23 protein-coding genes are annotated in these 24,956 nt (G+C 72.7%); 15 read left to right on the top strand and 8 right to left on the bottom strand.

Annotated features, from left to right (window positions below):
* The first annotated feature begins 61 nt into the window (after positions 1–61).
* The 4 genes from ACF08W_RS26935 to ACF08W_RS26920 all read left to right on the top strand — a co-directional run bounded on the left by ACF08W_RS26935 (position 62) and on the right by ACF08W_RS26920 (position 7,192).
* Positions 62–1,264, top strand: coding sequence for an acetyl-CoA C-acetyltransferase (locus ACF08W_RS26935; protein WP_392280788.1), 1,203 nt, complete (start codon positions 62–64; stop codon positions 1,262–1,264).
* Between the two features lie 32 nt (positions 1,265–1,296).
* A complete protein-coding gene (meaB, locus tag ACF08W_RS26930) occupies positions 1,297–2,256 on the top strand; it encodes a methylmalonyl Co-A mutase-associated GTPase MeaB (protein WP_385215154.1) in 960 nt (319 codons plus the stop codon).
* Between the two features lie 128 nt (positions 2,257–2,384).
* Positions 2,385–4,886: a protein kinase gene (locus ACF08W_RS26925; protein ID WP_392280787.1), complete on the top strand. Its 2,502-nt coding sequence runs from the start codon at positions 2,385–2,387 to the stop codon at positions 4,884–4,886.
* A 20-nt stretch (positions 4,887–4,906) separates the two neighbouring features.
* Positions 4,907–7,192, top strand: a complete 2,286-nt coding sequence (locus ACF08W_RS26920) for a protein kinase (RefSeq protein WP_392280786.1) — start codon at positions 4,907–4,909, stop codon at positions 7,190–7,192.
* Between the two features lie 56 nt (positions 7,193–7,248).
* Here the strand turns inward: ACF08W_RS26920 and ACF08W_RS26915 are convergent, their stop codons facing one another.
* On the bottom strand, positions 7,249–7,845 hold the full coding sequence (locus ACF08W_RS26915; protein WP_392280785.1) for a PepSY domain-containing protein: 597 nt from the start codon (positions 7,843–7,845) through the stop codon (positions 7,249–7,251).
* 120 nt (positions 7,846–7,965) lie between these two features.
* On the opposite strand from ACF08W_RS26915, the gene ACF08W_RS26910 reads away from it, so the two are divergent.
* Positions 7,966–8,628 carry a response regulator transcription factor gene (locus ACF08W_RS26910; RefSeq protein WP_392280784.1) on the top strand — a complete coding sequence of 221 codons (663 nt, stop codon included), beginning with the start codon at positions 7,966–7,968 and terminating at the stop codon, positions 8,626–8,628.
* Positions 8,625–10,082, top strand: coding sequence for an ATP-binding protein (locus tag ACF08W_RS26905; protein ID WP_392280783.1), 1,458 nt, complete (start codon positions 8,625–8,627; stop codon positions 10,080–10,082). The genes ACF08W_RS26910 and ACF08W_RS26905 overlap by 4 nt, the downstream gene beginning before the upstream one ends.
* 20 nt (positions 10,083–10,102) lie before the next feature.
* Here ACF08W_RS26905 and ACF08W_RS26900 read toward each other — a convergent pair whose 3' ends face one another.
* The 4 genes from ACF08W_RS26900 to ACF08W_RS26885 all read right to left on the bottom strand — a co-directional run bounded on the left by ACF08W_RS26900 (position 10,103) and on the right by ACF08W_RS26885 (position 12,745).
* Entirely contained in the window at positions 10,103–10,579 is a 477-nt protein-coding gene (locus ACF08W_RS26900) for a MarR family transcriptional regulator (RefSeq protein ID WP_352277240.1), read from the bottom strand.
* 122 nt (positions 10,580–10,701) lie between these two features.
* Positions 10,702–11,466, bottom strand: coding sequence for an AIM24 family protein (locus ACF08W_RS26895; RefSeq protein ID WP_392280782.1), 765 nt, complete (start codon positions 11,464–11,466; stop codon positions 10,702–10,704).
* Positions 11,463–12,113 (bottom strand): AIM24 family protein, encoded by a 651-nt coding sequence (locus ACF08W_RS26890; protein ID WP_385215174.1) that lies wholly within the window; start codon positions 12,111–12,113, stop codon positions 11,463–11,465. The genes ACF08W_RS26895 and ACF08W_RS26890 overlap by 4 nt, the downstream gene beginning before the upstream one ends.
* Complete coding sequence (locus ACF08W_RS26885; RefSeq protein ID WP_385215346.1) at positions 12,113–12,745, bottom strand: AIM24 family protein; 633 nt, start codon at positions 12,743–12,745, stop codon at positions 12,113–12,115. The genes ACF08W_RS26890 and ACF08W_RS26885 overlap by 1 nt, the downstream gene beginning before the upstream one ends.
* A gap of 261 nt (positions 12,746–13,006) precedes the next feature.
* Here ACF08W_RS26885 and ACF08W_RS26880 point away from each other — a divergent pair, with 261 nt between their 5' ends.
* The 5 genes from ACF08W_RS26880 to ACF08W_RS26860 all read left to right on the top strand — a co-directional run bounded on the left by ACF08W_RS26880 (position 13,007) and on the right by ACF08W_RS26860 (position 16,593).
* On the top strand, positions 13,007–13,357 hold the full coding sequence (locus ACF08W_RS26880) for a DUF3817 domain-containing protein (protein ID WP_352277244.1): 351 nt from the start codon (positions 13,007–13,009) through the stop codon (positions 13,355–13,357).
* Positions 13,354–13,647, top strand: coding sequence for an MTH1187 family thiamine-binding protein (locus ACF08W_RS26875; RefSeq protein ID WP_385215176.1), 294 nt, complete (start codon positions 13,354–13,356; stop codon positions 13,645–13,647). Before ACF08W_RS26880 ends, ACF08W_RS26875 begins: the two co-directional genes overlap by 4 nt.
* A 197-nt stretch (positions 13,648–13,844) precedes the next feature.
* Positions 13,845–14,354 carry a MarR family transcriptional regulator gene (locus tag ACF08W_RS26870; protein ID WP_352277349.1) on the top strand — a complete coding sequence of 170 codons (510 nt, stop codon included), beginning with the start codon at positions 13,845–13,847 and terminating at the stop codon, positions 14,352–14,354.
* Between the two features lie 108 nt (positions 14,355–14,462).
* Entirely contained in the window at positions 14,463–14,795 is a 333-nt protein-coding gene (locus ACF08W_RS26865; RefSeq protein WP_392280781.1) for a DUF3817 domain-containing protein, read from the top strand.
* Between the two features lie 97 nt (positions 14,796–14,892).
* Positions 14,893–16,593: a methylmalonyl-CoA mutase family protein gene (locus tag ACF08W_RS26860; protein WP_352277247.1), complete on the top strand. Its 1,701-nt coding sequence runs from the start codon at positions 14,893–14,895 to the stop codon at positions 16,591–16,593.
* A gap of 38 nt (positions 16,594–16,631) precedes the next feature.
* On the opposite strand, the gene ACF08W_RS26855 is transcribed toward ACF08W_RS26860, so the two are convergent.
* Positions 16,632–18,029 (bottom strand): hypothetical protein, encoded by a 1,398-nt coding sequence (locus ACF08W_RS26855; protein ID WP_392280780.1) that lies wholly within the window; start codon positions 18,027–18,029, stop codon positions 16,632–16,634.
* Between the two features lie 279 nt (positions 18,030–18,308).
* On the bottom strand, positions 18,309–18,935 hold the full coding sequence (locus ACF08W_RS26850) for a TetR/AcrR family transcriptional regulator (protein WP_385215184.1): 627 nt from the start codon (positions 18,933–18,935) through the stop codon (positions 18,309–18,311).
* A gap of 317 nt (positions 18,936–19,252) precedes the next feature.
* On the opposite strand from ACF08W_RS26850, the gene ACF08W_RS26845 reads away from it, so the two are divergent.
* From ACF08W_RS26845 to ACF08W_RS26830, 4 genes are all read left to right on the top strand, one after another.
* A complete protein-coding gene (locus ACF08W_RS26845; protein WP_392280779.1) occupies positions 19,253–20,221 on the top strand; it encodes a tetratricopeptide repeat protein in 969 nt (322 codons plus the stop codon).
* A gap of 600 nt (positions 20,222–20,821) precedes the next feature.
* Positions 20,822–21,475, top strand: a complete 654-nt coding sequence (locus tag ACF08W_RS26840; RefSeq protein ID WP_385215190.1) for a DUF6230 family protein — start codon at positions 20,822–20,824, stop codon at positions 21,473–21,475.
* A gap of 94 nt (positions 21,476–21,569) precedes the next feature.
* A complete protein-coding gene (locus ACF08W_RS26835; RefSeq protein ID WP_385215192.1) occupies positions 21,570–22,124 on the top strand; it encodes a DUF6114 domain-containing protein in 555 nt (184 codons plus the stop codon).
* Positions 22,114–23,397, top strand: a complete 1,284-nt coding sequence (locus ACF08W_RS26830; protein ID WP_392280816.1) for a hypothetical protein — start codon at positions 22,114–22,116, stop codon at positions 23,395–23,397. Before ACF08W_RS26835 ends, ACF08W_RS26830 begins: the two co-directional genes overlap by 11 nt.
* Positions 23,398–23,466: 69 nt before the next feature.
* Here ACF08W_RS26830 and pyk read toward each other — a convergent pair whose 3' ends face one another.
* Positions 23,467–24,897 carry a pyruvate kinase gene (gene pyk / locus ACF08W_RS26825; RefSeq protein WP_352277254.1) on the bottom strand — a complete coding sequence of 477 codons (1,431 nt, stop codon included), beginning with the start codon at positions 24,895–24,897 and terminating at the stop codon, positions 23,467–23,469.
* Between the last annotated feature and the right edge of the window lie 59 nt (positions 24,898–24,956).

The raw sequence follows: 24,956 nt of genomic DNA, 5'->3' as shown, positions 1-24,956 counted from the left end.
GGGGACCGCTCAGTACATTCGGGTAAACCCTCGTTCACTTCTCACCCAAGGGGCGCTCCTCATGTCTGGAACGACCGGCACCACCTCCGTGATCGTCGCGGGCGCGCGGACGCCCATGGGCCGCCTCCTCGGCTCGCTGAAGAGCTTCTCCGGCGCCGACCTCGGCGGCATCGCCATCAAGGCGGCGCTGGACCGGGCCGGCATCGGCGGCGACCAGGTCGAGTACGTGATCATGGGCCAGGTGCTCCAGGCGGGCGCGGGCCAGATCCCGGCCCGCCAGGCCGCGGTCAAGGCGGGCATCCCGATGAGCGTCCCCGCCCTCACCGTGAACAAGGTCTGCCTCTCCGGGCTCGACGCCATCGCCCTGGCCGACCAGCTCATCCGCGCGGGCGAGTTCGACGTGGTCGTCGCGGGCGGCCAGGAGTCCATGACCAACGCCCCGCACCTGCTCCCGAAGTCCCGCGAGGGCCACAAGTACGGCGCGATCGAGATGCTCGACTCCATGGCGTACGACGGCCTGACCGACGCCTACGAGAACATCCCGATGGGCGAGTCCACCGAGAAGCACAACGCCCGCCTCGGGCTGACCCGCGCCGACCAGGACGAGATCGGCGCCCTCTCGCACCAGCGCGCCGCCGCCGCCCAGAAGAACGGCGTCTTCGAGGCCGAGATCACCCCGGTCGAGATCCCGCAGCGCAAGGGCGACCCGGTCCTCTTCGCCCAGGACGAGGGCATCCGCCCGGAGACCACCGTGGAGTCCCTGGGCAGGCTGCGCCCGGCCTTCGCCAAGGACGGCACGATCACCGCGGGCACCTCCTCGCAGATCTCCGACGGCGCCGCCGCGGTCGTCGTCATGAGCAGGGCCAAGGCCGAGGAGCTGGGCCTGGACTGGATCGCCGAGATCGGCGCCCACGGCAATGTGGCCGGTCCGGACAACTCGCTGCAGTCGCAGCCGTCCAACGCGATCCTGCACGCCCTGAAGAAGGAGGGCCTGGGCGTCGAGGACCTGGACCTGATCGAGATCAACGAGGCGTTCGCCGCGGTCGCCGTCCAGTCCATGAAGGACCTCGGCGTGACCCCGGAGAAGGTCAACGTCAACGGCGGCGCCATCGCGCTCGGCCACCCGATCGGCATGTCCGGCGCCCGGGTCGTCCTGCACCTGGCGCTGGAGCTGAAGCGGCGCGGCGGCGGGGTCGGCGCGGCGGCGCTGTGCGGGGGCGGCGGTCAGGGCGACGCGCTGATCGTCCGCGTACCGGGCAAGTAGTACGTGGCACGCAACGAGCGAACGGAGCGGTGATGGTGGACGTCCCCACCCTGGTGGAGCAGGCGCGCGCGGGCCGGCCGCGGGCCGTGGCCCGGCTGATCTCCCTGGTGGAGGGGGCGTCCCCACAGCTGCGCGAGGTGATGGCGGCGCTGGCGCCGCTGACCGGCAACGCCTACGTGGTCGGGCTGACCGGCTCGCCGGGGGTCGGCAAGTCGACCTCCACGTCGGCGCTGGTCTCGGCGTACCGGCGGGCCGGGAAGCGGGTCGGCGTCCTCGCCGTCGACCCCTCCTCGCCGTTCTCCGGCGGGGCGCTGCTCGGCGACCGGGTCCGGATGTCGGAGCACGCCTCCGACCCGGGCGTCTACATCCGCTCGATGGCCACCCGCGGCCACCTCGGCGGGCTCGCCTGGTCGGCGCCGCAGGCGATCCGGGTGCTGGACGCGGCCGGGTGCGAGGTGATCCTGGTGGAGACGGTCGGGGTCGGCCAGTCCGAGGTGGAGATCGCCTCCCAGGCCGACACCTCCGTCGTCCTGCTGGCGCCCGGCATGGGCGACGGCATCCAGGCGGCGAAGGCAGGAATCCTGGAGATCGGCGACGTGTACGTGGTCAACAAGGCCGACCGGGACGGCGCGGACGCCACCGCCCGCGAGCTCAACCACATGCTGGGCCTCGGCGAGGCGCGCGGCCCCGGCGACTGGCGGCCGCCCATCGTCAAGACGGTCGCCGCCCGGGGCGAGGGCATCGACGAGGTCGTCGAGGCGCTGGAGAAGCACCGGGCCTGGATGGAGGAGCACGGCGTGCTCGCCGAACGGCGCCGGGCCCGCGCCGCCCGCGAGGTCGAGACCATCGCCGTCACCCGGCTCCGCGAACGCATCGGCGACCTGCACGGCGACCGCCATCTCGGCGCGCTCGCCGAACGCATCGTGGCCGGCGGCCTCGACCCCTACACGGCCGCCGACGAGCTGGTGGCGGGGCTCACCGCCGGGCCCTGACCCCGGGGCGGTGTCCGGCGGTCCACGGCGGTACACGCGTCTGACGTGTCCGTGGCAGGATGACCGCCGGACCGGACCGGCACCCGCGCGGCGCCGCCGGTCCCCGCGCACGACGGGGGGAGAGGCGCATGCTGGGGCCGTTGCGGGAGGACTCGCCGAGACGGATCGGGCCGTACACGGTACGGGCCAGACTCGGCGCGGGCGGCATGGGTGAGGTCTTCCTCGGTGTCCGGGACGGCGGCGGCGAACCGGCCGCGGTCAAGACCGTCCGCCGCGACGTGGCCAAGGACCCCGGCTTCCGCGACCGCTTCCGCCGCGAGATCACCGTCGCCCGCTCCGTCACCGGCCCCCACCTCGCCCCGCTGCTCGACGGCGACGCCGACGCCGAGGTGCCCTGGCTCGCCACCGGATACGTCGCCGGGCCGACCCTCTCCGCCGCCGTCCGCCGGGCCGGGGCGATGGACGAGGCCGCGGTACGGATGCTCGGCGCCGCCCTGGCCCGCGCCCTGGCCGCCGTCCACGCGGCCGGGATCGTCCACCGCGACGTGAAGCCCGGCAACGTGATGCTCGCCGCGGACGGGCCGCGCCTCATCGACTTCGGGATCGCCCGCGACGCCGGGGCCGCCCCGCTCACCACCACCAGCCGCATGGTCGGCAGCCCGTCCTTCATGTCCCCGGAGCACGTGGCGGGCAGCGGGCGCGTGGTGCCCGCGTCGGACGTGTTCTGCCTCGCCTCGGTGCTCTGCTTCGCCGTCACCGGCCGCGACCCCTTCGGGGACGGGCCGGTGGCCGCCGTGCTCTACCGGGTCAAGTACGTCGAGGCCGACCTCGACGGGGTGCCGGACGGGCTCCGCGCCGTGCTGGAGCGCTGCCTGACCGCCGACCCGGCCGCCCGCCCGGACGCCGCCGCGCTCGCCGCGCTGCTCGACCCCGGCGCGGCCGGGGCATGGCCGGCCGAGGTGGCGGGCCACATCGCCGAGCACGGGCGCGAACTGGCCCGGGTCGCCGTCCTGCCCGGCCCCCTGCTCCCCGGCTACACCCCGACCGAGGCGACCCCCGACAGCCGCCCCTCGTTCCACCAGCTCCCCACCGGGGCCGCCGCCCCGGCCCCGTACCCGCCCGGCGTCCCCGACGTGCACGGCGCCCCGACCCGGGGCCCCGGACCCGCCGCCGGAAGTACCGACGGCACCACCCGCCCCCCGGAGCCGCGCCGCGCCCGCCGACGCCTCGCCCTGGCGCTGGCCGCGCTGCTGGTGGCGGGCGCGGCCGGCGGGGGGTACCTGGTCTGGCGGGGCGGCCGGGGCGCCACCGACGCGGCGGGCCCCGGCAAGGCCCCGGCCGGGCACGGCCGGATCGTCGCGGGCGTCGGCGTCACGGGCGGCCCGGACGCCTCGGGCACCGTTCCCTACGGCCGCGACACCCGCCCCGACGGCTGGACCAAGCCATGGCGGGGGAAGCTCACCGGCGCGCCGATCGGCTGCTCCGCCGGGCGCTCCGCACTGGTCTGCCGGAAGGCGGACGGCACGTACGAGGCCCTGTCGGCGGCGGACGGGCACCGGATGTGGACCCTGGACACGGGGGAGACCTCGAAGGTGGCGGGCTACGGGCCGACCGGGCAGTTCTTCATGCCCGCCCACGCCACCCTCCCCACCGTGTACGACGACACCGTCCTGCTCGCCGCGGGCGAACGGCTCCAGGCGCTGGACGCCCGGACCGGCAAGGTCCGCTGGGAGGTCCGCGGCGGCGGGGCGCACAACCTGGCCAGCGCCCCGATGGTCGTCGACGGACTGGTCCTGGCCGCCACCACCTGGTCGGCCGAGGGCGCCGAGCTCGCCGCGTACGACCTGCGCACCGGCGAGCGGAAGTGGCACGAGTCGCTGGCCCCGCAGGTGATCGCCAAGGGTGGGCAGGGCAACCTCTGGCCGGTCGCCACCGACGGCACGGTGGTCTACGCGATCAGCACGGCGGGGCCGAAGGCGTTCCGCGCCAAGGACGGCACGGAGCTGGGCACGGCGGGCGGCGACGGCACGTCCTGCGACGAGCTGCGGCTGCGCGGCCGGTCCGCCTACTGCTCCGTCGCGCGCCCCGCCTCGGACGGCTCCGGCTTCGGCACCGACACCGCGGTGGTGCGGCTGGACGCGGCCACGCTGAAGGACGAGGGCCGGGTGCCGCTGGCCTCCGAACTCACCCTGGAGACCACCGTCACCGCGATCGACGACCGGGTGGCGGTCCTGCGCCGGGGCAACCCGTACGTGCCGACAGCGCCCGACGAGATCGTCGTCGTCGGCCGCGACGACGGCCGGGTCCTGCACCGCTTCCCGCTCGCCCTGAAGGCGGGCGGGGGCCGGAGCAACGCGGTCTCCGCCCCGCTGATCGCGGCCGACACGGTCGTCTGGGCGGACAGCACGACGCTGTACACCGTCCCGGTCCGCTCCGACGGCACCCTCGGCGACCTGGTCCGCACCCGCCTCCCGGGCGCCCCCGGACCGGTCCCGGCCCCCACGTACGACGCCGTCGACGGCATCCAGCTGGACAAGGAACTGAACGACCCGCAGGTGCTGCCGGTCGGCGGCGTCGTCCAGATCGTGTACGACGACGGCACGACGCTCTCCGTGCCGCTGCCCGAGTGAAGGCGTGAGAGGACCCACGAGTGATCGAGCCGCTTCCGGCCGGCAGAGCCCGGCTGATCGGCCCCTACCAACTCCTCGGGCTGCTGGGCGCCGGAGGCATGGGCGAGGTGTACCTGGCCCGCCCGGCCGGGGCGCCGGACTTGTACGAGGGCCTGGTCGCGCTGAAGACCGTCCGGTCCGACCTCGATCTCGACGACGGCTTCCGGGTCCGCTTCCGGCGGGAGATCACGGCGGCGGGCGCGGTGCGCTCCCCGCACACCGCGGCGCTGGTCGGCGGTGACGCGAACGGGCGGCTGCCCTGGCTGGCGACCGAGTACGTCCCCGGCCCCTCCCTCGCGGAGGCGGTGGCCCGGGGCGGTCCGCTGCCCGAATCGGTGGTCCGCGCGATGGGCGCGGGGCTGGCCCGCGCCCTGGCCGACATGCACGCGGTCCGGGTCCTCCACCGCGACCTCAAACCGGGCAACGTCCTGCTCGGCGCCGCCGGGCCGAAGGTGATCGACTTCGGGATCGCCCAGGCCTTCGACGCCACCCAGCTGACCCGGACCGGCGTGGTCGTGGGCAGCCCCGGCTACATCTCGCCGGAGCACGTCAACGGCTCCCGGGCCCTCGTCCCCGCCTCGGACGTCTTCTGCCTGGGCGCGGTGCTGGCCTTCGCGGCGACCGGGCGGGGGCCGTTCGACGACCCCGACATGGCCGCCGTGATCTTCCGGATCGCCCAGGGCGAGGCCGAACTCTCCGGAGTGCCGCCCCGGCTGCGCGCGGTGATCGAGGAGTGCCTGCGCGGCGACCCCGCGGCCCGGCCCGCCCCCGGGGAACTGGCCGAGCTGCTGCTGCCGGGGGACGTGCCGGACGGGCGGTTCCCCTGGCCGGAGGCGGTACGCGACCAGCTCGACGCCCATGCGGCGGGGGCGCGCGACGCGGCCCGGTCGGCGGGCCCGGCCGCCGCCGTACCACCGGCACCGGCCGGCGCCCCGGGCTTCGGCCCCGCCCTCGCGCCGACCCCGGTGCCGGACCCGGTGACGGTACGGGACGAGCCGGGGCGGCGGCGGGGAGCGCGGATCGCGTGGGCGGCCGCGGCCGTGGTGGTGTGCGGGGCGCTGGGCGCGGTGCTGCTGCCGGGGCTCTTCGCCGACGAGGGCGGGGACGGCGGGGACGCGGCGGCCGGGCCGAGCACCTCCGCCTCGCGGCCGGTACGGACGGCGTCCGGGCCCGTCGTCGTCCCCGGCGCCGACGCCGGGCACACCGGGGACTTCGGCGCGGCCGGCGCGGACATCGCCGGGAAACCGGCGGGCTGGCGGGCCTGGAAGACCCGGATCGGGGACGGCCCGGTGGCCTGCGTACAGGCGGGGACCACGCTGGTCTGCGGCGGCCCGCAGCGGGTGACCGCGCTCGACGCGGCGACCGGCGGGCGGCGCTGGCGGACCGCCCCGGCCGACGGCCCGGCCCTGGTGGGCGGTGTCGTCGGCACCACCGTCCACGCCTTCGAGGGCGGCGCCCTGGTGGCGCGCGGCCTCGCCGACGGCGCCGAGAAGTGGCGCGAGCCGCTGCCCTCCGGCACCCGGGCCACGGCCGCCGTCCTGTCGGACGGGGTGCTGTACTACGCGGTCCGGTCCACCGGCACCGGCGCCTCCCGACTCCTCGCCCACCGCCTCACCGGCAGCCACCGGGCCGTCTGGGACAAGCCGTGGAACGACCGGGCCAGCACGGCGGAGCTCGCCCTCGCCGACGGCCGGCTCGTCGCGGCCGGCGCCGGGATCACCGTCCTGAAGAGCGCCGACGGAGCCCCGCTGGCCACGGTCGCCCCGGGCGCCGTCACCTGCCGCACCCCCGTCCTGACGGGCAAGGACCTGCTCTGCTCCGGCCCGGACGGGCTGACCGTCGTCGATGTCACCGACCCGGACAGCCGCCGGACCTACGCCCCCGGCGTGGACATCGCCTACCGGCCGGCCGTCTCCCGGGACGGCACGGTCGTGATCGGCGACACGAAGCAGGTGCGCGCCCTCCGGCTCTCCGACGGCGGCCCGGTCTGGTCGACGGAGGACCTGGGCGAGGGGCTGGAGATCGCGGGCGCCCCGGCCCTGGCCGGCGACCGGGTCGTCGTCCTCGGCGGGCAGGGGGCCGAGGCCCTCGACCTGGCGGCGCCCGCCACCGGGAACGCGGAGAGCACCGGCTCCAAGCTCTACACGGGCTGGCCCGCACCACCGGGCGACCGGGTCGACTCGGCCACGGTCTCGCTGATCGTCCAGGGCGATGTGCTGTTCTTGGGCTTCGCCGACGGCACGGTCCTCTCCGGCAACGCGCCCTGAGACGGCCCCGGGGCGGCTCCCGGTCCACCGCCGGCCGGACCCGCCCCGGGCCGTACTCAGTCGTCGTCGTGGCCGTCGTGGTCGTCGTCCACCCGGTCGGCCGTCACCTTGCCGGTGGCCGCGTCGACCGTCAGCTCGTGCTCCTTGCCGTCCTTGGCGTCGACCTCGACCTCCCAGTGCTGCGCCCGGCCGTCCCGGTCGTGGTCCAGGTCCACCGAGGTCACCGTCCCCGGGCGGGCCTTCAGCGCGGCGTCGACGGCCGCGTCCAGGGAGACCCGGGCCGGGCCGGACGCCCGCCCGCCGTGGTCGTCGCCGTGGTCGTCGTCCTTGTCGGTGTGCCGGTCGAGCACCTTGCCGTTGCCCGCGTCCACCGTCACGTCGTGCCGGACCTTGTCGGAGCCGTACACGTCGACCTCCCAGACCAGCCCGCCGTCCTCGTCGTCCAGCTCCGCCTCGGTGGCCGTGCCCGGGACCGCCTTCAGGGCCGCCGCCACCGCCTCCTTCACGTCCACCTCGGCGGCCCGGTCGCTCGCCAGACTGCTTCCGACCTCGCGGTCGTGGTCGCTGTCGTCGGCGAAGGCGACCGCGGTGGCGGCCCCGCCGCCCGCCAGCACGGCGGCCGTGACGGCGGCGATGACGATCTTGCGCTTCATGGGTTTCCTCCCGAACGGGTGCGCCGGTTTGCGACGGGAACCACTCTGCCGGGGCGATGCTGAACACAGCCTGAAGCCACCTGAAGCCGTCTTCAGCTCCGGTTTGCGAACCTGTGGGGCATGCGCCTGTTGATCGTGGAGGACGAGAAGCGGCTCGCGACGGCCCTGGCCGCGGGGCTCACCGCCGAGGGCTTCGCCGTGGACGTGGTCCACGACGGCCTCGAAGGACTGCACCGGGCCGGCGGGGGCGGATACGACCTGCTGGTCCTCGACATCATGCTGCCCGGGATGAACGGCTACCGGGTCTGCGCCGCCCTGCGCGCCGCCGGCGACGACACCCCGATCCTCATGCTGACTGCGAAGGACGGGGAGTACGACGAGGCCGAGGGGCTGGACACCGGCGCCGACGACTACCTGACCAAGCCCTTCTCGTACGTCGTGCTGCTGGCCAGGATCAGGGCGCTGCTGCGGCGCCGAGGGAGCGGCTCCGGCTCCCCGGTGCTCACCGTCGGCGCCCTCCGGATGGACACCGCCGCCCGTCGCGTCCACCTGGACGGCGCCGAGATCATCCTCACCGCCAAGGAGTTCGCCGTGCTGGAACAGCTCGCGCTGCGCCCCGGCGAGGTGGTGAGCAAGGCCGACATCCTGGAACACGTCTGGGACTTCGCCTACGACGGCGACCCGAACATCGTCGAGGTCTACGTGAGCACCCTGCGCCGCAAGCTCGGCGCGGAGACCATCCGCACGGTGCGCGGCGCCGGATACCGGCTGGAGGCGCGGTGAGCTCGGTACGGGCCAGGGCCGCGCTCGGCGCCACCGCCGTGGTGGCGCTGGCCCTGGTCGGCGCCGGGATCGCCGTGCTGCTCGTGCTGCGCGCCAACCTCACCGGCCAGGCCGGGCTCCAGGCCGAGGTGGTGGCCCGGGAGGTGGCCGGACAGCTGGCCCTCGGCGTGCCGTACGACGGCCTGGAGACCCGCGACGAGGAGGACCACCCGGTCCAGGTCACCGACGAGGAGGGCCGGGTGGTCGCCGTGTCCAAGGACCTCCAGGCGATCAGCGGCACCGGCACGGACCGGGTCGTCCCGGTCCGCCCGTCCGCCACCGGCGGCTCCGGTGGCTCCGGTTCCTCCGGCTCCTCCGACGACGACGGCGACGGTGACGACGACTCCGCCGCCCCCGGCCGCGGCGAGACCGACCCCGACGACGCGGACTTCTCCAACGGCACCGCCACCGTCGACGGCGAGCGCGCCGACTACCGCTTCGCCTCCGTCCGGGCCACCACCCCCGCCGGCGAGACCCTGACCGTCCACGCGGGCGCCCCGCTCGCCGCCGAGCAGCAGGCCGTGGGCACCGTGCGCGACTCGATGCTGACCGGGCTGCCGGTCCTGCTGCTGGTCGTCGCCGGGGTGACCTGGCTGGTGACCCGGCGGGCGCTGCGCCCGGTCGAGGGCATCCGGCGCGAGATGGCCGCGATCACCGCCTCCGAGGACCTGGGCAGACGGGTGCCCGAGCCGGACGCGCGCGACGAGATCGCCCGGCTGGCCCGCACCACCAACGAGACCCTGGCGGCCCTGGAGTCCTCGGTGGAGCGGCAGCGGCGGTTCGTCGCCGACGCCTCGCACGAACTGCGCAGCCCGATCGCCTCGCTGCGCACCCAGCTGGAGGTGGCCGCCGCCCATCCGGAGCTGCTGGACCTGCCGGGCGCGGTCGCCGACACCGTACGGCTCCAGACGCTCGCCGCCGACCTGCTGCTGCTGGCCCGGCTGGACGCGGGGGAGCGGCCCGGCGGTACGCGGGTGGACCTGGGGCGGCTGGTGCGCGAGGAGGTGGCCCGGCGGACCGGGGACCGGATCGCGGTGACGGTGTCGGTGCCCGAGGGGGAGCGGTTCGAAGTGACCGGTTCGCGCGGGCAGTTGGCGCGGGTGCTCGGCAATCTGCTGGACAACGCGGAGCGTCACGCACGCGGCGCGGTGGAGGTCGGGGTGCGGGCGGCGGGCCGGGGCGGGGTGGTCGTCTCCGTCGACGACGACGGGGCGGGGGTCCCGCCCGGGCAGCGGGAACGGATCTTCGAGCGGTTCGTACGGCTCGACGACGCCCGCAGCCGGGACGACGGCGGTGCCGGGCTGGGCCTGGCCATCGCCCGGGACGTCGCCGTCCGGCACGGCGGCACCCTGACGGTCGGCGAGGCGCGGGAGGGCGGCGCCCGTTTCGAGCTCCGGCTGCCCGGAGCCGACTGAGGCCGCCCGCCCGCCGGGCGTCAGATCCGGCCGCGCCGTCCCCTCAGGTGCTCGGCGACCGGGCCCAGCGCCGCCTGGAGGTTCTCCAGCGCCTCGGGGGTCAGCAGGTCCATGAAGTGCTTGCGCACCGAGGCCACGTGGTGCGGCGCCACCCGGCGCATGGTCTCGGCGCCCTCCTCGGTGAGGACCGCGTACAGTCCGCGCCGGTCGGACTCGCAGTTCTCCCGGCGGACCAGCCCGGCGTTCTCCATGCGGGTGATCTGGTGCGAGAGCCTGCTCTTGGACTGGAGCGTCGCGGCGGCGAGGTCGCTCATCCGCAGCCGTTGGTCGTCCGACTCCGAGAGGTTGACCAGGATCTCGTAGTCGTTGTTGGTCAGGCCGAACGGCTGGAGGTCCTTCTCCAGTTGGTGCATCAGCAGTCTGCTGACGTCCAGATGGGTGCGCCAGGCGCACTGCTCCGCGTCGTTCAGCCAGCGAGTGGCCGTCTCGGTCTCCATGTATGGATTCTACCTAAGAAGTTGAAAGCTGGACGAAGTGGGAGTGTGACGGTCGGCACCGCCCGGGAGCGGATCCGGACGCGGGGCTCGGACGCGCGGCGTCACACTCCGCAGAGTACCGTTCACAGTCGGAAACGACGCTGGAGGTCCCCGAGCTGACCGGGCATCCGGGGGGTGGCGCCAGGTTGACTCCCGTGCCCCGGCACACCGGCCTGATCCGGCACCGCGCCCGTCGGCTGCTCGGCGATCAGCTGCTCCGTCGACTGGAGCAGCACCGTGCCCGCGCCGACGAACTCGAACTGGTGCTCCTCGCCCGAGGTGCCCCCGATCCCCGTCAGCTGGCGCAGTCCGCCCAGCACCCCGGTCAGGTACCCGTGGTCGTAGTGGTGGCACGGCGAGGGGCAGTCCGCCCAGCCCACCAGGGCCTGCGGATCCACCCGCAGCGGCGGCTCCATGAAGACCACCGGACCGTTCGAGGCGGCCACGAACTTCCCCGTGCCGATCAGGGTCAGGAAGCCCGGCACGATCGACTGCTTCAGCGCCAGCGACGGCTCGAAGGCGAGCAGGTTGCCGGACCGGATGGTCAGGTTCCCCTCTTCCAGGTCGTAGGAGTTCACGTCGAAGGCGCGGTCGGCCAGCAGCATCTTGCCGCTGCCCTCGGCCACCACCCAGTCGCTCGCGTGCAGCGGCGAGTGGAAGCTCGTGCGCAGCAGCCGCTCGAAGCGGCCGTGCCCGACGCCGTCGAACCCGATCCGCCCGTAGTAGGCGATCATCTTGCCCTTCTGCAGGAACCACTGGCTCCCCTTGAGCTCCACGCAGAAGGTGTACGCGTTGACGTTGTCGTCGGACGGCAGGGTCATCGGGTCGAGGACCACGGGCGTGCTCACAGCTTCTCCTCCGAGGCCTGGACGTACACCGTGCCGCTCCCGCTCAGCTCCAGCTGGAACGCCTCGCCGGAGCCGCGCCCCACCATCTCGCGCCAGCCGAGCGCGGTCGACAGCTTGTTCCGTACCTCGCCGTGGTGCGCGACGTACGCCTGCGGGTCCACATGGACCTCGCGGCCGGGGGTGATCGGCAGCTCGATCATCCCGCCGTGCGCCATCACCGCGACGGCGCCGTGCCCGGAGAGGGTGGTGGTGAACAGGCCCTGGCCGGTCACCTGGCCGCGCACCATGCCCATCACGCCGCCCTGCGAGCCCATGAACATCGTCCCCTGCTGGAGCGTCCCGTCGAAGGCGAGCAGCCGGTCCGCCTCCACGTACAGGGTGTCGCCGGACAGGTTGATCACCTGGATGTGGTGGCCGCCGTGGCCGAACATCACCGTGCCGCTGCCCTCGACCGTCATCAGCGGGGTCGCCTCGCCCGCCACCCGCCGGCCGATCATCGACATCACGCCGCCCTGGCCGCCCTGGATGCTGGGGGTGAACGACACCTCGCCCCGGTACGCCAGCATCGCGCCCCGCTGGCTGAACAGCCGCTGGCCGGGCATCACCGTCGCCTCGACCATCTTCGAGTTGATCTCGCGGAACGGCATCAGACGTCGCCCCCGATCGTGTTCCGCTCGCTGGGCTGGACGTAGACGACGCCCTCGCCCTCGAACCGCATCTGGAACGCCTCCCCGGACCCCTCGCCGATCAGCGTCCGGAAGTTCACCCCGGCCTGGAGGTGCTGCTGGAGCCGGCCCTGGTGGGCGATGTACGCGCCGGGGTCGACGAAGAGCGGGTACTGCGCGGAGACCCGCAGCGCCACCGCCGCGCCGTCCGACATGATCGCCACCTGCCCGGTGCCCTCGACGGTGGTGGTGAACAGGCCGTTGCCGCTCGCCCCGCCGCGCAGGCCGGTGAAGGAGGTGCCGGTGCGCAGCCCGGCGTCGGTGCAGAGCAGATTGCTGGCCTCGACGAACAGCTTGTCGCCGTGGAGCGGGACCAGGTTGATCTCGCTCGCCCGGTCCGCGAAATAGCAGGTGCCCTGGCCGGTCACCTGCATCACGGTCATCTGCTCGCCGGTCAGTCTGCGGGTCACCATGCCGCGCAGCCCGTCGCCGCCGCCGGTCATCTTCTTGAACGTCATCCGCCCGTCGTAGGCGACCATCGAGCCGTTCTTCGCCTTGACGGAGTCGCCGGCCAGGTCGACGGCGAGCGTTCTGCTGCCTTGGAGTCGGAACATTGCCACGGGCCGACGTTAACGGCAGGCCCCCGGCCGGAACAGGGCCCGTCCCCGTGACATCCGCCCCGGACCGCCCCTGATACGCACCCGGTACGGGATCCGTACGCGATCGGGACGTACGGTCCGACGGCACGTGAGCCGGTACACACCGCCCCGGGGGCGGCCGGCCGTCGTACCGATGCCACAATGGGGCGAGCTTGTGCCCTGATTCACAAGCCTGCTTTCGCCAGCCGTCACCGTTCTCCCACCGAAGGTGCCCCCGTGGACGTCAAGACCGCTACCGCCCTGCACCGGCTGCGCCTCATCTCGGTTCCCGAGGCGCTCTCCTTCCCGGCCCTGATCCTCTTCGGCTCGGTCCTCAGCCGGATCTCGGACATCGACTTCCTGATGATGCCGCTCGGCATGCTGCACGGTGTGCTCTTCGTGATCTACGCCGTCCTGCTGATCGACGTCTGGTCGAAGACCAAGTGGCCGCTGAAGCGCATCGCCTTCTTCTTCCTGCTCGCGGTCCTGCCGTTCGGCGGGCTCTACGGCGACAAGGTGCTCAAGCGGTACGAGGCCGACGGCGTCATCGCCGCCCGCGCCCGCCGCGAGGGTGTGGTCGGCGCATGATCGTCGCCTTCTCGGTCAGCCCGCTGGGCGTGGGCGAGGACGTCGGCGAGTACGTCGCCGACGCCGTCCGGGTCGTCCGGGAGTCCGGCCTGCCCAACCGCACGGACGCGATGTTCACCTCGATCGAGGGGGAGTGGGACGAGGTCATGGACGTCGTCAAGCGCGCCGTCGCCGCCGTCGAGGCCCGCGCCGGACGCGTCTCCCTGGTACTGAAGGCCGATATCCGCCCCGGTGTCACCGACGGTCTGACCTCGAAGGTCGAAACGGTCGAGCGCCACCTCGCGCAGTGACGTCAGTGCGCCACCTCGCGCACTGACGCCCGCGCACCGGCATTCCGCACCCGAACCCCCTGACGAGCCCCCTTCTGCGGGGCTCGTCCGCTTTCGCGGCTTTCTCGTTCCGGTGCGGCCCAAGTGATCCCGCGTTATTCGGACCGAAGTTCGAGACGAAGCTGACCAGCATATGACCAGTGGGTAAGGTCGATGCCGTGCCGAAGCCGCTCAGCCTCCCCTTCGACCCCATCGCCCGCGCCGACGAGATCTGGCGGCAGCGCTGGGGCCCCGTCCCCTCGATGGGGGCGATCACCTCGATCATGCGCGCCCAGCAGATCCTGCTCGCCGAGGTCGACGCGGTCGTCAAGCCGTACGGGCTGACCTTCGCCCGGTACGAGGCGCTGGTGCTGCTCGCCTTCTCCAAGGCCGGCGAGCTGCCGATGTCCAAGATCGGCGAGCGGTTGATGGTGCACCCCACCTCCGTCACCAACACCGTGGACCGGCTGGTCCGCTCCGGCCTGGTCGACAAGCGCCCCAACCCCAACGACGGCCGCGGCACCCTCGCCTCCATCACCGACAAGGGCCGCGAGGTCGTCGAGGCGGCGACCGAGGACCTGGTCGCCATGGAGTTCGGGCTCGGGGTGTACGACGCCGAGGAGTGCGCGGAGATCTTCGCGCTGCTGCGTCCGCTGCGGGTGGCGGCGCACGATTTCGAGGAGTCGTAGCCCCGGGGGAAGGGCGGGCGTAGCCGGGGAAACACGGGGCGTAGAACGGCGCTTCGAGAGACCGGCCCGCCGCAAGATCGCCCCGGGTGTCCGGTTAGGCTCGATGCCATGAAACGCAGTGTGCTGACCCGGTACCGGGTGATGGCCTACGTCACCGCCGTCATGTTGCTGGTGCTCTGCACCTGCATGGTCTTCAAGTACGGCTTCGACACCGGTGAGGGCCTGACGCTCGTCGTCTCCCAGATCCACGGTGTCCTCTACATCATCTACCTGATCTTCGCCTTCGACCTCGGCTCCAAGGCGAAGTGGCCGATGGGCAAGCTGCTCTGGGTGCTGATCTCCGGCACGATCCCGACGGCCGCGTTCTTCGTCGAGCGCAAGGTCGTCCGCGAGGTCGAGCCGCTGATCGCCGACGCCGCCCCGGCGCCCGCCAAGGCCTGACCGGCCCGGAGCTCCGGACCCCCCGAAACCGCCCCGCGCGAAGCGCCGGGCGGTTTCCCATCGACATTTAGTAGGACGTCCTAGTAAATTCGATCGTATGGACGCTGACGCGATCGAGGAAGGCCGCCTCCGCTGGCAGGCCCGTTACGACAAGGCCCGCAAGCGTGACGCGGACTTCACCACGCTCTCCGGCGATCCGGTCGAGCCCGTCTACGGCCCCCGCCCCGGGGACGCGTACGAGGGCTTCGAGCGGATCGGCTGGCCCGGTGAGTACCCCTTCACGCGAGGGCTCCACCCCACCGGCTACCGGGGCCGTACCTGGACCATCCGCCAGTTCGCCGGCTTCGGCAACGCCGAGCAGACCAACGAGCGGTACAAGATGATCCTCGCCGCGGGCGGCGGCGGCCTCAGCGTCGCCTTCGACATGCCGACGCTGATGGGGCGCGACTCCGACGACCCCCGCTCGCTCGGCGAGGTCGGCCACTGCGGCGTGGCCATAGACTCCGCCGCCGACATGGAGGTCCTCTTCAAGGACATCCCGCTCGGCGACGTCACCACGTCGATGACGATCAGCGGACCGGCCGTCCCGACGTTCTGCATGTACCTGGTCGCGGCCGAGCGCCAGGGCGTCGACCCGGCGGTGCTCAACGGCACGCTCCAGACCGACATCTTCAAGGAGTACATCGCGCAGAAGGAGTGGCTCTTCCAGCCCGAGCCGCATCTGCGCCTCATCGGCGACCTGATGGAGCACTGCGCCCGGGGCATCCCCGCGTACAAGCCGCTCTCGGTCTCCGGCTACCACATCCGCGAGGCCGGGGCGACGGCCGCGCAGGAGCTGGCGTACACCCTCGCCGACGGCTTCGGCTACGTGGAGCTCGGCCTCTCCCGCGGGCTCGACGTCGACACCTTCGCGCCCGGCCTCTCCTTCTTCTTCGACGCGCACCTCGACTTCTTCGAGGAGATCGCCAAGTTCCGCGCCGCCCGCCGGATCTGGGCCCGCTGGATGAAGGAGGTCTACGGCGCGAAGACCGACAAGGCGCAGTGGCTCCGCTTCCACACCCAGACCGCCGGGGTCTCGCTCACCGCCCAGCAGCCGTACAACAACGTCGTGCGCACGGCCGTGGAAGCCCTCTCCGCCGTCCTCGGCGGCACCAACTCGCTCCACACCAACGCCCTCGACGAGACCCTCGCCCTCCCCTCCGAGCAGGCCGCCGAGATCGCGCTGCGCACCCAGCAGGTGCTGATGGAGGAGACCGGCGTCGCCAACGTGGCCGACCCGCTGGGCGGCTCCTGGTACGTCGAGCAGCTCACCGACCGCATCGAGGCCGACGCCGAGAAGATCTTCGACCAGATCAAGGAGCGCGGCACCCGGGCCCACCCGGACGGGCAGCACCCCATCGGCCCGATCACCTCCGGCATCCTGCGCGGCATCGAGGACGGCTGGTTCACCGGCGAGATCGCCGAGTCCGCCTTCCGCTACCAGCAGGCGCTGGAGAAGGGCGACAAGCGCGTCGTGGGCGTCAACGTCCACCACGGCTCGGTCACCGGCGACCTGGAGATCCTGCGGGTCAGCCACGAGGTCGAGCGCGAGCAGGTCCGGGTCCTCGCCGCCCGCAAGGAGGCCCGCGACGACGCCCGGGTGAAGGCCGCGCTGGACGCGATGCTGGCCGCCGCCCGGGACGGCTCCAACATGATCGCCCCCATGCTCGACGCGGTCCGCGCCGAGGCCACCCTCGGGGAGATCTGCGGTGTGCTGCGCGACGAGTGGGGCACCTACACGGAGCCGCCCGGCTTCTGATCCGTACCGGGCCCGGCGGCCCGGGGTGCCCGGCCGGGTCAGCCGGCCGGGCACCTCTCGTACACCGTCACCCGCCGGCCGCGGACCTGCGCGTCGGCCACGGCCCGGAAGTGCTTCCGCAGCACGGAGCTCTTCGTCCGGTCCCGCTCGGTGGCCGGCGGGCGCGCCGCCCGGGGCGCGTCCGTGACGAGCAGTACGCGGCACCGGGCCAGCAGCGCCGCACGGATCCGGTCCGGCTTCTTCTCCACGCCCCCGAGCGTCCCGGACTCCTCCGGGCTCCGCTCCAGGGCGATGTCCCGCAGACCGGAGAAGGCGTCCGGGGAGACCGCCCTGGTGTCCCGGCGGAACGAGGGCACGAAGACCACCGCGTCCCCGGCCCTCTTCAGCCGGCGCACCTCCGCGGACACCGCCAGGACGTCGTCCACCCGGCTCGACGGGGACCGCTTGGCCAGGGACTGGGGGAGCAGTGCCGCCATCGCCACCGCGAGCGTCAGGGGAAGGACCGCCCCCGCCGCCGCCGGGTACCGGGTCCGCACCGCCCGGGCCGCCGCCGCGACCGCGGTGCCGATCAGCAGGGCCAGCCCCAGCAGACTGAAGAGGACGTACCGGTCCAGGAACATCGGCCGGACCAGCGAGACCGCGACGAGACCGAGCTGCGGGACCGCCAGCAGGGGCAGCGCGACGGCCGCCACCGACAGCCGGCCCTCCCGGGGCCGGTCCAGCAGCGCGCAGCTCCCGCCGATCGCCAGCAGGACCGCCGGAGCGATGAGCATGTGCCAGGTCAGCGGCGGGATCCAGGAGACCTGCGAGGACTGGGTCCGGCTGAAGAGGATCAGCGGCAGCACACAGGCCGTCGCGCACCCGGCCGCGACGGCCCAGCGCCCGAGCACCGGGCGGGGGGCCCGGCTCCGGACCAGGGTCGCCAGATGCGCCGGGAGGATCAGGAGCGAGAGCCAGTTCAGAAGCCCGCACAGCACGACGATGACGGCGTAGGCCACCCAGTGCGGCGTTCGCCCGTCGCCCTGGAGCAGCGTCACGAGCAGCAGGGTGGAGAGCGCGGCCCCGGCCGCGACCAGCGCGTACGGCCGGCCCTCCTGGAGGTGGAACTGCACGGCCGGGAGCAGCCCGAGGGCCATCCCTCCGGCCGGGCCCGCCCACGGACCGGCCAGTCGGCGGCCGATGACCGCCACGCAGCCCGCCGCCACCGCCATGGCGAGGACCGAGGGCAGCCGGAGCGTGGTGGTGCCGGGGCCGAACCACTCGAACAGCGCGTGCATCAGCAGGTAGTAGCAGCCGTGCACGACGTCGATGTTCCCGAGCATGTGCCAGATCTCGGTCGTGGAGCGCTGGGCGACCTGCCAGGTCGCGGCCTCGTCCCGCCACACGCTGTCCTGCCGCGAGAGCCCCCACAGCCCGAGGGCGACGGTCCACAGCACCGGTACCGCCCAGACGGGTCCCCGGCGGAGCGGTCCGCCGGCCGGGAGCCGGGCGGACGGCGTTGTGGTTCCCGTGGAAGTGGAAGTGGCACGGGAGGACGGGCGCGGGGTACGGGGCGTGGGTATCAAGAAGGGCTTCCGTGGCGGCGGGCGGACAGGGGGCGCCCCCACCGGACACGAGGCACGGGGACGGGGTGCGGCTCTCATGGGGGCGGACGTGATCGGGGCCCTCGCGGTTGCCCCGGACGGCCGCCCGCCTCCTGCGGGAACGGCTCCGGTCTACCGGGCCGCCGCCCCCAGCCCCGCCAGCAGCAGCACGGTGAAACGCCGGGCCCAGTCCTCGTCGACGGGCTCGGCGCTCACCAGCGTCCGGTGCACCACCGCGCCCGCGATCACGTCGAAGATCAGGTCGGCGGTGGCCGCGGCGGTCTCCGCGTCCTTCTCGACGGGCAACTCCCCGCGCCGCTGGGCCCGTTGCCGCCCCTGGAGCACCAGCCGCTTCTGCCGTTCGACGATCGAGCCGCGGATCCGGTGGCGCAGCGCCTCGTCGCGGGTCGACTCCGCGACCACCGCCATCAGCGCCGTCCGGGTCTCCGGCCGGTCCAGCAGCGCGGCGAACTGGAGGACCACCGCCTGCACATCGGCCGACAGGCTGCCCAGGTCCGGCAGCTCCAGTTGGTCGAAGAGGACCGCGACGGCGTCCACGACCAGCTCGTTCTTGCCCGCCCACCGCCGGTACAGGGTCGTCTTGGCGACCCCGGCCCGCGCCGCCACATCGCCCATCGTCAGCTTCGACCAGCCGAGATCGACCAGGGAGGCCCGGGTCGCCTCCAGGATCGCCTCGTCGGCGGCGGCACTGCGAGGGCGTCCCGTTCGAGGGGGTTCGGGGCGGGCGGGGCTCGGCATGCCGCGACCATACCGGTGAGTAAGTACGACGGACCGGCCCCGGGAGGCGTGAGACAGATCACCGGTCGCACCTGTGCGCGAAGGGGGCGGGACAGTTACGCTACGGGTCGTAGCGTAAGGACGACGGTCGTGCCGTCGTGAACGCCGCAACCGAACGACAGCCACAGGCTCCGGGTGGGGACCCGGTGCCGCACAGGGCCTTTCAGGGGCCCAGGACCGTGTCTGTCCGCGCGTCCCGCACACCGGCGGGGCGGCCGGACGGGCCCGGTTCCGGTATCGCTTTCCGGATCGGCGCACCGAGGGGGGAGGATGTACGCATGCAGCCTAGGAACATGTCCATGAGCGGCGTCGTCGACCTCGCCGCGGTGAAGGCGGCCGGCGAGGCCAAGGTGAAGGCGGAGCAGGCCCGTGCCGAGGCCGCCCGGCAGGGTGGCGGCGGTGCCGTACCGCCCTCCGCCCTGGTGATCGATGTCGACGAGGCGGGCTTCGAGCGCGATGTCCTCCAGCGCTCCGCCGAGGTGCCGGTCGTCATCGACTTCTGGGCCGAGTGGTGCGAGCCGTGCAAGCAGCTGGGCCCGCTCCTGGAGCGGCTGGCCCGTGAGTACAACGGCCGTTTCGTGCTGGCCAAGGTCGATGTCGACGCCAACCAGATGCTGATGCAGCAGTTCGGCATCCAGGGCATTCCGGCGGTCTTCGCCGTCGTCGCCGGACAGGCCCTCCCGCTCTTCCAGGGCGTGGCCCCCGAGGCCCAGATCCGGCAGACCCTGGACCAGCTGATCCAGGTCGGCGAGGAGCGCTTCGGTCTCACCGGCATCGCGGTCGACCAGGACGCCGCCGGGGCCCCGGAGCCCGCCGAGGTGCCGGCCGGTCCGTACGACGCCCTGCTGGCCTCGGCCGTACAGGCGCTGGACGCGGACGACTTCGCCGGTGCCGTCCAGGCGTACAAGAACGTTCTGTCCGACGATCCGGCCAACGAGGAGGCCAAGCTCGGCCTGGCCCAGGCCGAACTCCTGTCCCGGGTCAAGGAGATGGACGCGCAGCGGGTCCGCGAGTCCGCCGCCGCGAATCCGGCCGATGTGGAGGCCCAACTCGCCGCGGCCGACCTGGATCTGGTCGGCGGTCATGTCGAGGACGCCTTCGGCCGGCTCGTCGAGACGGTGCGGCGCACCTTCGGGGACGACCGGAACACGGCGCGGGTGCGGCTGCTGGAGCTGTTCGAGGTGATCGGCCCGGACGACCCGCGGGTGATGGCCGCGCGGACGGCGCTGGCACGCGTCTTGTTCTGATGTGACAAGCGGCCGCGGTTCCCGCCCGGGAATCGCGGCCGTTTTCGCGGACGGACGACAAGAGATGCCGCCGCTTTACCAAATCTTGATAAAGCGGCGGCCTGTTACTCGTAGTAAATCGTGCGCGGACGTCTGTCCGCATCCACCCGCCCTTGCCCCCTTTTGGCGTCCGATTCGGAGCCACCCTGTGTGGCCGGGCGGTATCAGGCGGTCGAGCGAGGGTTATCGGGCCGTTACTAGCGAGTAACGAACCCCCTTGTGTCACGGGCGTGAATGGACCACGATCGGCCACGCTCGGTCCAATGACGCCAGCCCGACCGCCAGTCGGCGCGGGCGGTTCCGTTGGTCCCCACCGGGTGGGCCGGTGGCATTGGCGCCGGCTCCGGACAGGGGGGTTCCTGTCGTCCGGCAGGGCCTGTCCGAAACAGGCCGCGCACACGCGCGGCCGGTGGTTGTCGCTCGGGGGTGATCGCCGGTGATTCGGACGCGGTTCCTGCCTCCGTCCGCGGGCGCTCTCCTTTCCGAGGACGTAGCACTTCTCCCATCCCAGGACGGGCCCAGGCCCGGACCGGAGATGTACGTCCGAGAAGGAGGAAAACAATGAGTTCCCAGGTTCGTGGCGGCACCAGATGGAAGCGTTTCGCTCTGGTCATGGTGCCGAGCGTCGTCGCGACCGCGGCGGTGGGTGTCGGTCTCGCGCAGGGTGCCCTCGCGGCGTCCTTCAGCGTGTCCGGCCAGAGCTTCAAGGTGCGTGCGGACAAGCTCGTCGGTGAGGACTTCGTCCAGTACGGGTCGGTCGCCACCGGTATGGACCCCGAGGGCAAGAACGGGGCCCACGCCGTTGCCGTGTCCGGCTTCAGCAAGGCCACGATCACCAACATGTGCCAGTCGGTGGTCACGCCGAACCTGCCGTTCGGCCTCGGCACCGTCACGCTCCAGCTGAACGCGGGTACCAACCCGGATAAGCCGGTCAAGGCGACCAACCTGTACCTCGATGTCGCCGAGCTCGACGCCGACGCGTCGTTCAAGAACATCGACATCGGCGTTGCCGCGGGTGCCCTCAAGGACCCGAACAAGCCTGGTTCGATCGGCATCCAGCCCCGCACCCAGGCGAACCCGAACGGTTTCGCGCAGCGCGCCGAGAAGGCCACGCTGACCAACGTGAAGCAGACGGCGTGGGCGACCACGGCCGGCACGTTCAAGCTCAGCAACCTGAGCCTGCGGCTGCACAGTGGCGTCAAGGAGTGCTACTAGGCACCCGCCGGGTGGCCGGGGCGTTCCCGAACGCACTCCGGCCACCCACCCTTTCACTTCTCACAGCAGTACCGGTTCCAGGGAGCTGTCTTTCATGAGCCCCGAGTCCACAGGGCAGAACGAGCATTACCTCCGCGTGTTCTGGCGCGCATTCCGCACCTGGCGGGGTAATCGGCCGTTCTGGGCGGGCCTGTTCACCATGGCGGGTGGCCTTCCCATCGCGTACTTCCCGTACGCCAACATGCACCTCGGCAACGTCACACTGGCGATGTCCACGACCGCCGGTGCCGGGTCCCTGATCATCGGGGTCCTGTTGATAACGCTGGGGCTCACCATGTGGTTCCACCACATCGTGAGGGTGTTCGCGGGCGTCGCCGCGATCCTGCTGGCGCTGATCTCGATTCCGGTCGCCAACATCGGCGGCTTCCTGGTCGGTTTCCTGTTCTCCCTGCTGGGCGGCGCGCTCTCCATCTCGTGGGCCCCGGGCGAGCCCGTGGCCGAGGACACGGCGGCGGAGGAGGCCGGGGTGACCGGCGCCGGGACGCAGGCGCCCGGACCCGAGTTCCACACCACGGCGGCGGTGCCACAGCAGCCGGAGCAGTACGACACGACAGTCGAGGCCGATGGCGGGAGGCGCCGTGCGGGGTGACGAGACGCAACTGAACTCGGCCGGGGACCGCCCCGGCGCCAGGAGCGGACCGCGCCACGCGGCCCCCCGGAAGTCGCTGCTGACGAAGCTGCACATCCCGGCGGGCAAGGCGTTCGCGCTCGCCGCCATGCCGACGGCCGTCTTCGTGGGCATGGGGCTCACCCCCAAGCTCGCGCTGGCCGACGACAACCCGGACATCCCGTTCGCGCCCGGCCCCTGCGTCACCCGCTCCGACGAGCCGGCCGAGTCGCCCTCGCCGTCCGCCTCGAAGACGACGTCTCCGTCCCCGTCCGCCACCGATGCCGCCACGTCCGGTGCCGGTGCCGGCAAGAAGGACGACGCGACGGCCCCGGAGCCCGCCACGACCCCGGCCGCCGGGGACGCGGTGAAGCCCGCGGCCAAGTCCGTCGAGTCCGACGCCCCCGGGCCGAGCGCCTCGCCCACCCCGACGAAGTCGAAGAACCCGCTCGACCCGCTGGGTGTCGGCGACGCGCTGCGCGATCTCTTCGGCATCCCGGACAAGGACGCGGACACCCCGTCCCCCGACGCGAGCACCGAGGCCCCCGCGCCGGAGGCGTCCAAGAGCGCGGAGAAGCCCGCCGACAAGCAGGCTCCGAAGTCCTCGGACGGCACGGACGCCGCGAAGCGGACGGCCGACAGCACCGCCGACGCCATCCGCGAGGCGGCCGGCAGGGCCGGGAAGACGGTCGAGGAGCTCGACGACAGCGTCAAGGGCCTCGACGCGAAGAAGGACGAGGACATCCCGGACGGGGCGAAGAAGCCCTTCCCCTGCCCGACCCTCGACGCCGAGGCGCTGGCCGCGGCCAAGCAGGACACGGGCGTCCCGCTCCTCCCGGACGACCCGTGGATCCTGGAGAGTTCGGCGCTCACCCTCAGCGGGCTCGACTACAAGGGCATCGTCGAGGTGGAGACGTACAACGGCACCGTCAAGAAGGTGCTGAAGTTCACCGCCAGCTCGATCGACATCGACAACCTCCACCAGAAGACCGTCGGCCCGGCCGGGACGACGGCCCATGTCCAGGCGCGGAAGGGCTCCAAGTCCACCATCCGCGACGGCGAGGTGACGATGTACACCGAGGAGCTGAAGGGCAATCTCTTCGGCCTCATCCCGGTGACGTTCAGCCCGCAGGCGCCGCCTCCGCTGAACGTGCCCTTCGCCATCTTCACCAAGGTCAAGGTCACGCAGGCCGGCCAGTTCGGCGGCACCCTCACCGTCCCCGGGCTGCACAACTACCTCACCGGCGGGAACTGACCGTACGGAGAACACGGCGGGCCGCACTCCCGAGGGGGAGTGCGGCCCGCCGTCGTTCGCCAAGGGGTGTCAGTCGCGGGCGCCGCCGCCGACGTGGTGCACCCGCACCATGTTGGTGGTGCCGGGGATGCCGGGGGGCGAACCGGCCGTGATGACCATGGTGTCGCCCTCGTTGTAGCGGCCGAGCTTCAGCAGCTCGCCGTCGACCAGGTCGACCATCGCGTCGGTGGTGTCCACGTGCGGGACGATGTGGGCCTCGACGCCCCAGCTCAGCGCGAGCTGGTTGCGGGTCGACTCGTCCGTGGTGAACGCCAGGATGGGCTGGGCCGCGCGGTAGCGGGAGAGCCGGCGGGCGGTGTCACCGGACTTGGTGAAGGCGACCAGCGCCCGGCCGTCCAGGAAGTCCGCGATCTCGCAGGCGGCACGGGCCACCGAACCGCCCTGGGTCCGCGGCTTCTTGCCCGGCACCAGCGGCTGGAGCCCCTTGGAGAGCAGCTCCTCCTCGGCGGCGGTGACGATCTTCGCCATCGTCTTGACCGTCTCGATCGGATACGCGCCCACGCTGGACTCGGCCGACAGCATGACCGCGTCCGCGCCGTCCAGGATCGCGTTGGCGACGTCGGACGCCTCGGCGCGGGTCGGCCGCGAGTTGGTGATCATCGACTCCATCATCTGGGTCGCCACGATCACCGGCTTGGCGTTCCGCCGGCACAGCTCCACCAGGCGCTTCTGCACCATCGGGACCTTCTCCAGCGGGTACTCCACGGCCAGGTCGCCACGGGCCACCATCACACCGTCGAAGGCCATGACGACCTCCTGCATGTGCTCGACCGCCTGCGGCTTCTCCACCTTGGCGATGACCGGGACCCGGCGGCCTGCCTCGTCCATCACCTTGTGGACGTCCTTGATGTCGTCGGCGTCCCGGACGAAGGAGAGCGCCACCAGGTCGCAGCCCATCCGCAGGGCGAACCGCAGGTCATCGACGTCCTTCTCGGACAGGGCCGGGACGTTGACCGCCGCGCCGGGCAGGTTGATGCCCTTGTGGTCGGAGATGACACCGCCCTCGATGACGATCGTCCGCACCCGGGGGCCCTCGACCGCGACGACCTTCAGCTCGACGTTGCCGTCGTTGATCAGGATCGGGTCGCCCTTGGCGACGTCGCCGGGCAGCCCCTTGTAGGTGGTGCCGCAGATCGACTTGTCGCCGGGAACGTCCTCGGCGGTGATGGTGAACTCGTCACCGCGGACCAGCTCGACCGGGCCCTCGGCGAACTTCGCCAGCCGGATCTTCGGGCCCTGGAGGTCGGCGAGGACACCGACCGCCCGGCCCGTCTCGGCGGCGGCCCGGCGGACCCGGTCGTACCGGGCCTGGTGCTCCTCGTGGCTGCCGTGACTGAAGTTGAAACGGGCCACGCTCATGCCGGCCTCGATCAGAGCGACGAGCTGCTCGTGGGAGTCGACGGCGGGACCGAGTGTGCAGACGATTTTGGAACGGCGCATGAGGCGGATCCTATCGGTTTGTTTCGCTACGGAATATTCCGTCTGGTGGAAGATACAAA

Source organism: Streptomyces sp. NPDC015144, from assembly GCF_043079735.1.
Taxonomy (GTDB): domain Bacteria; phylum Actinomycetota; class Actinomycetes; order Streptomycetales; family Streptomycetaceae; genus Streptomyces.
This window is presented reverse-complemented; position numbering and strand designations above follow the sequence as displayed.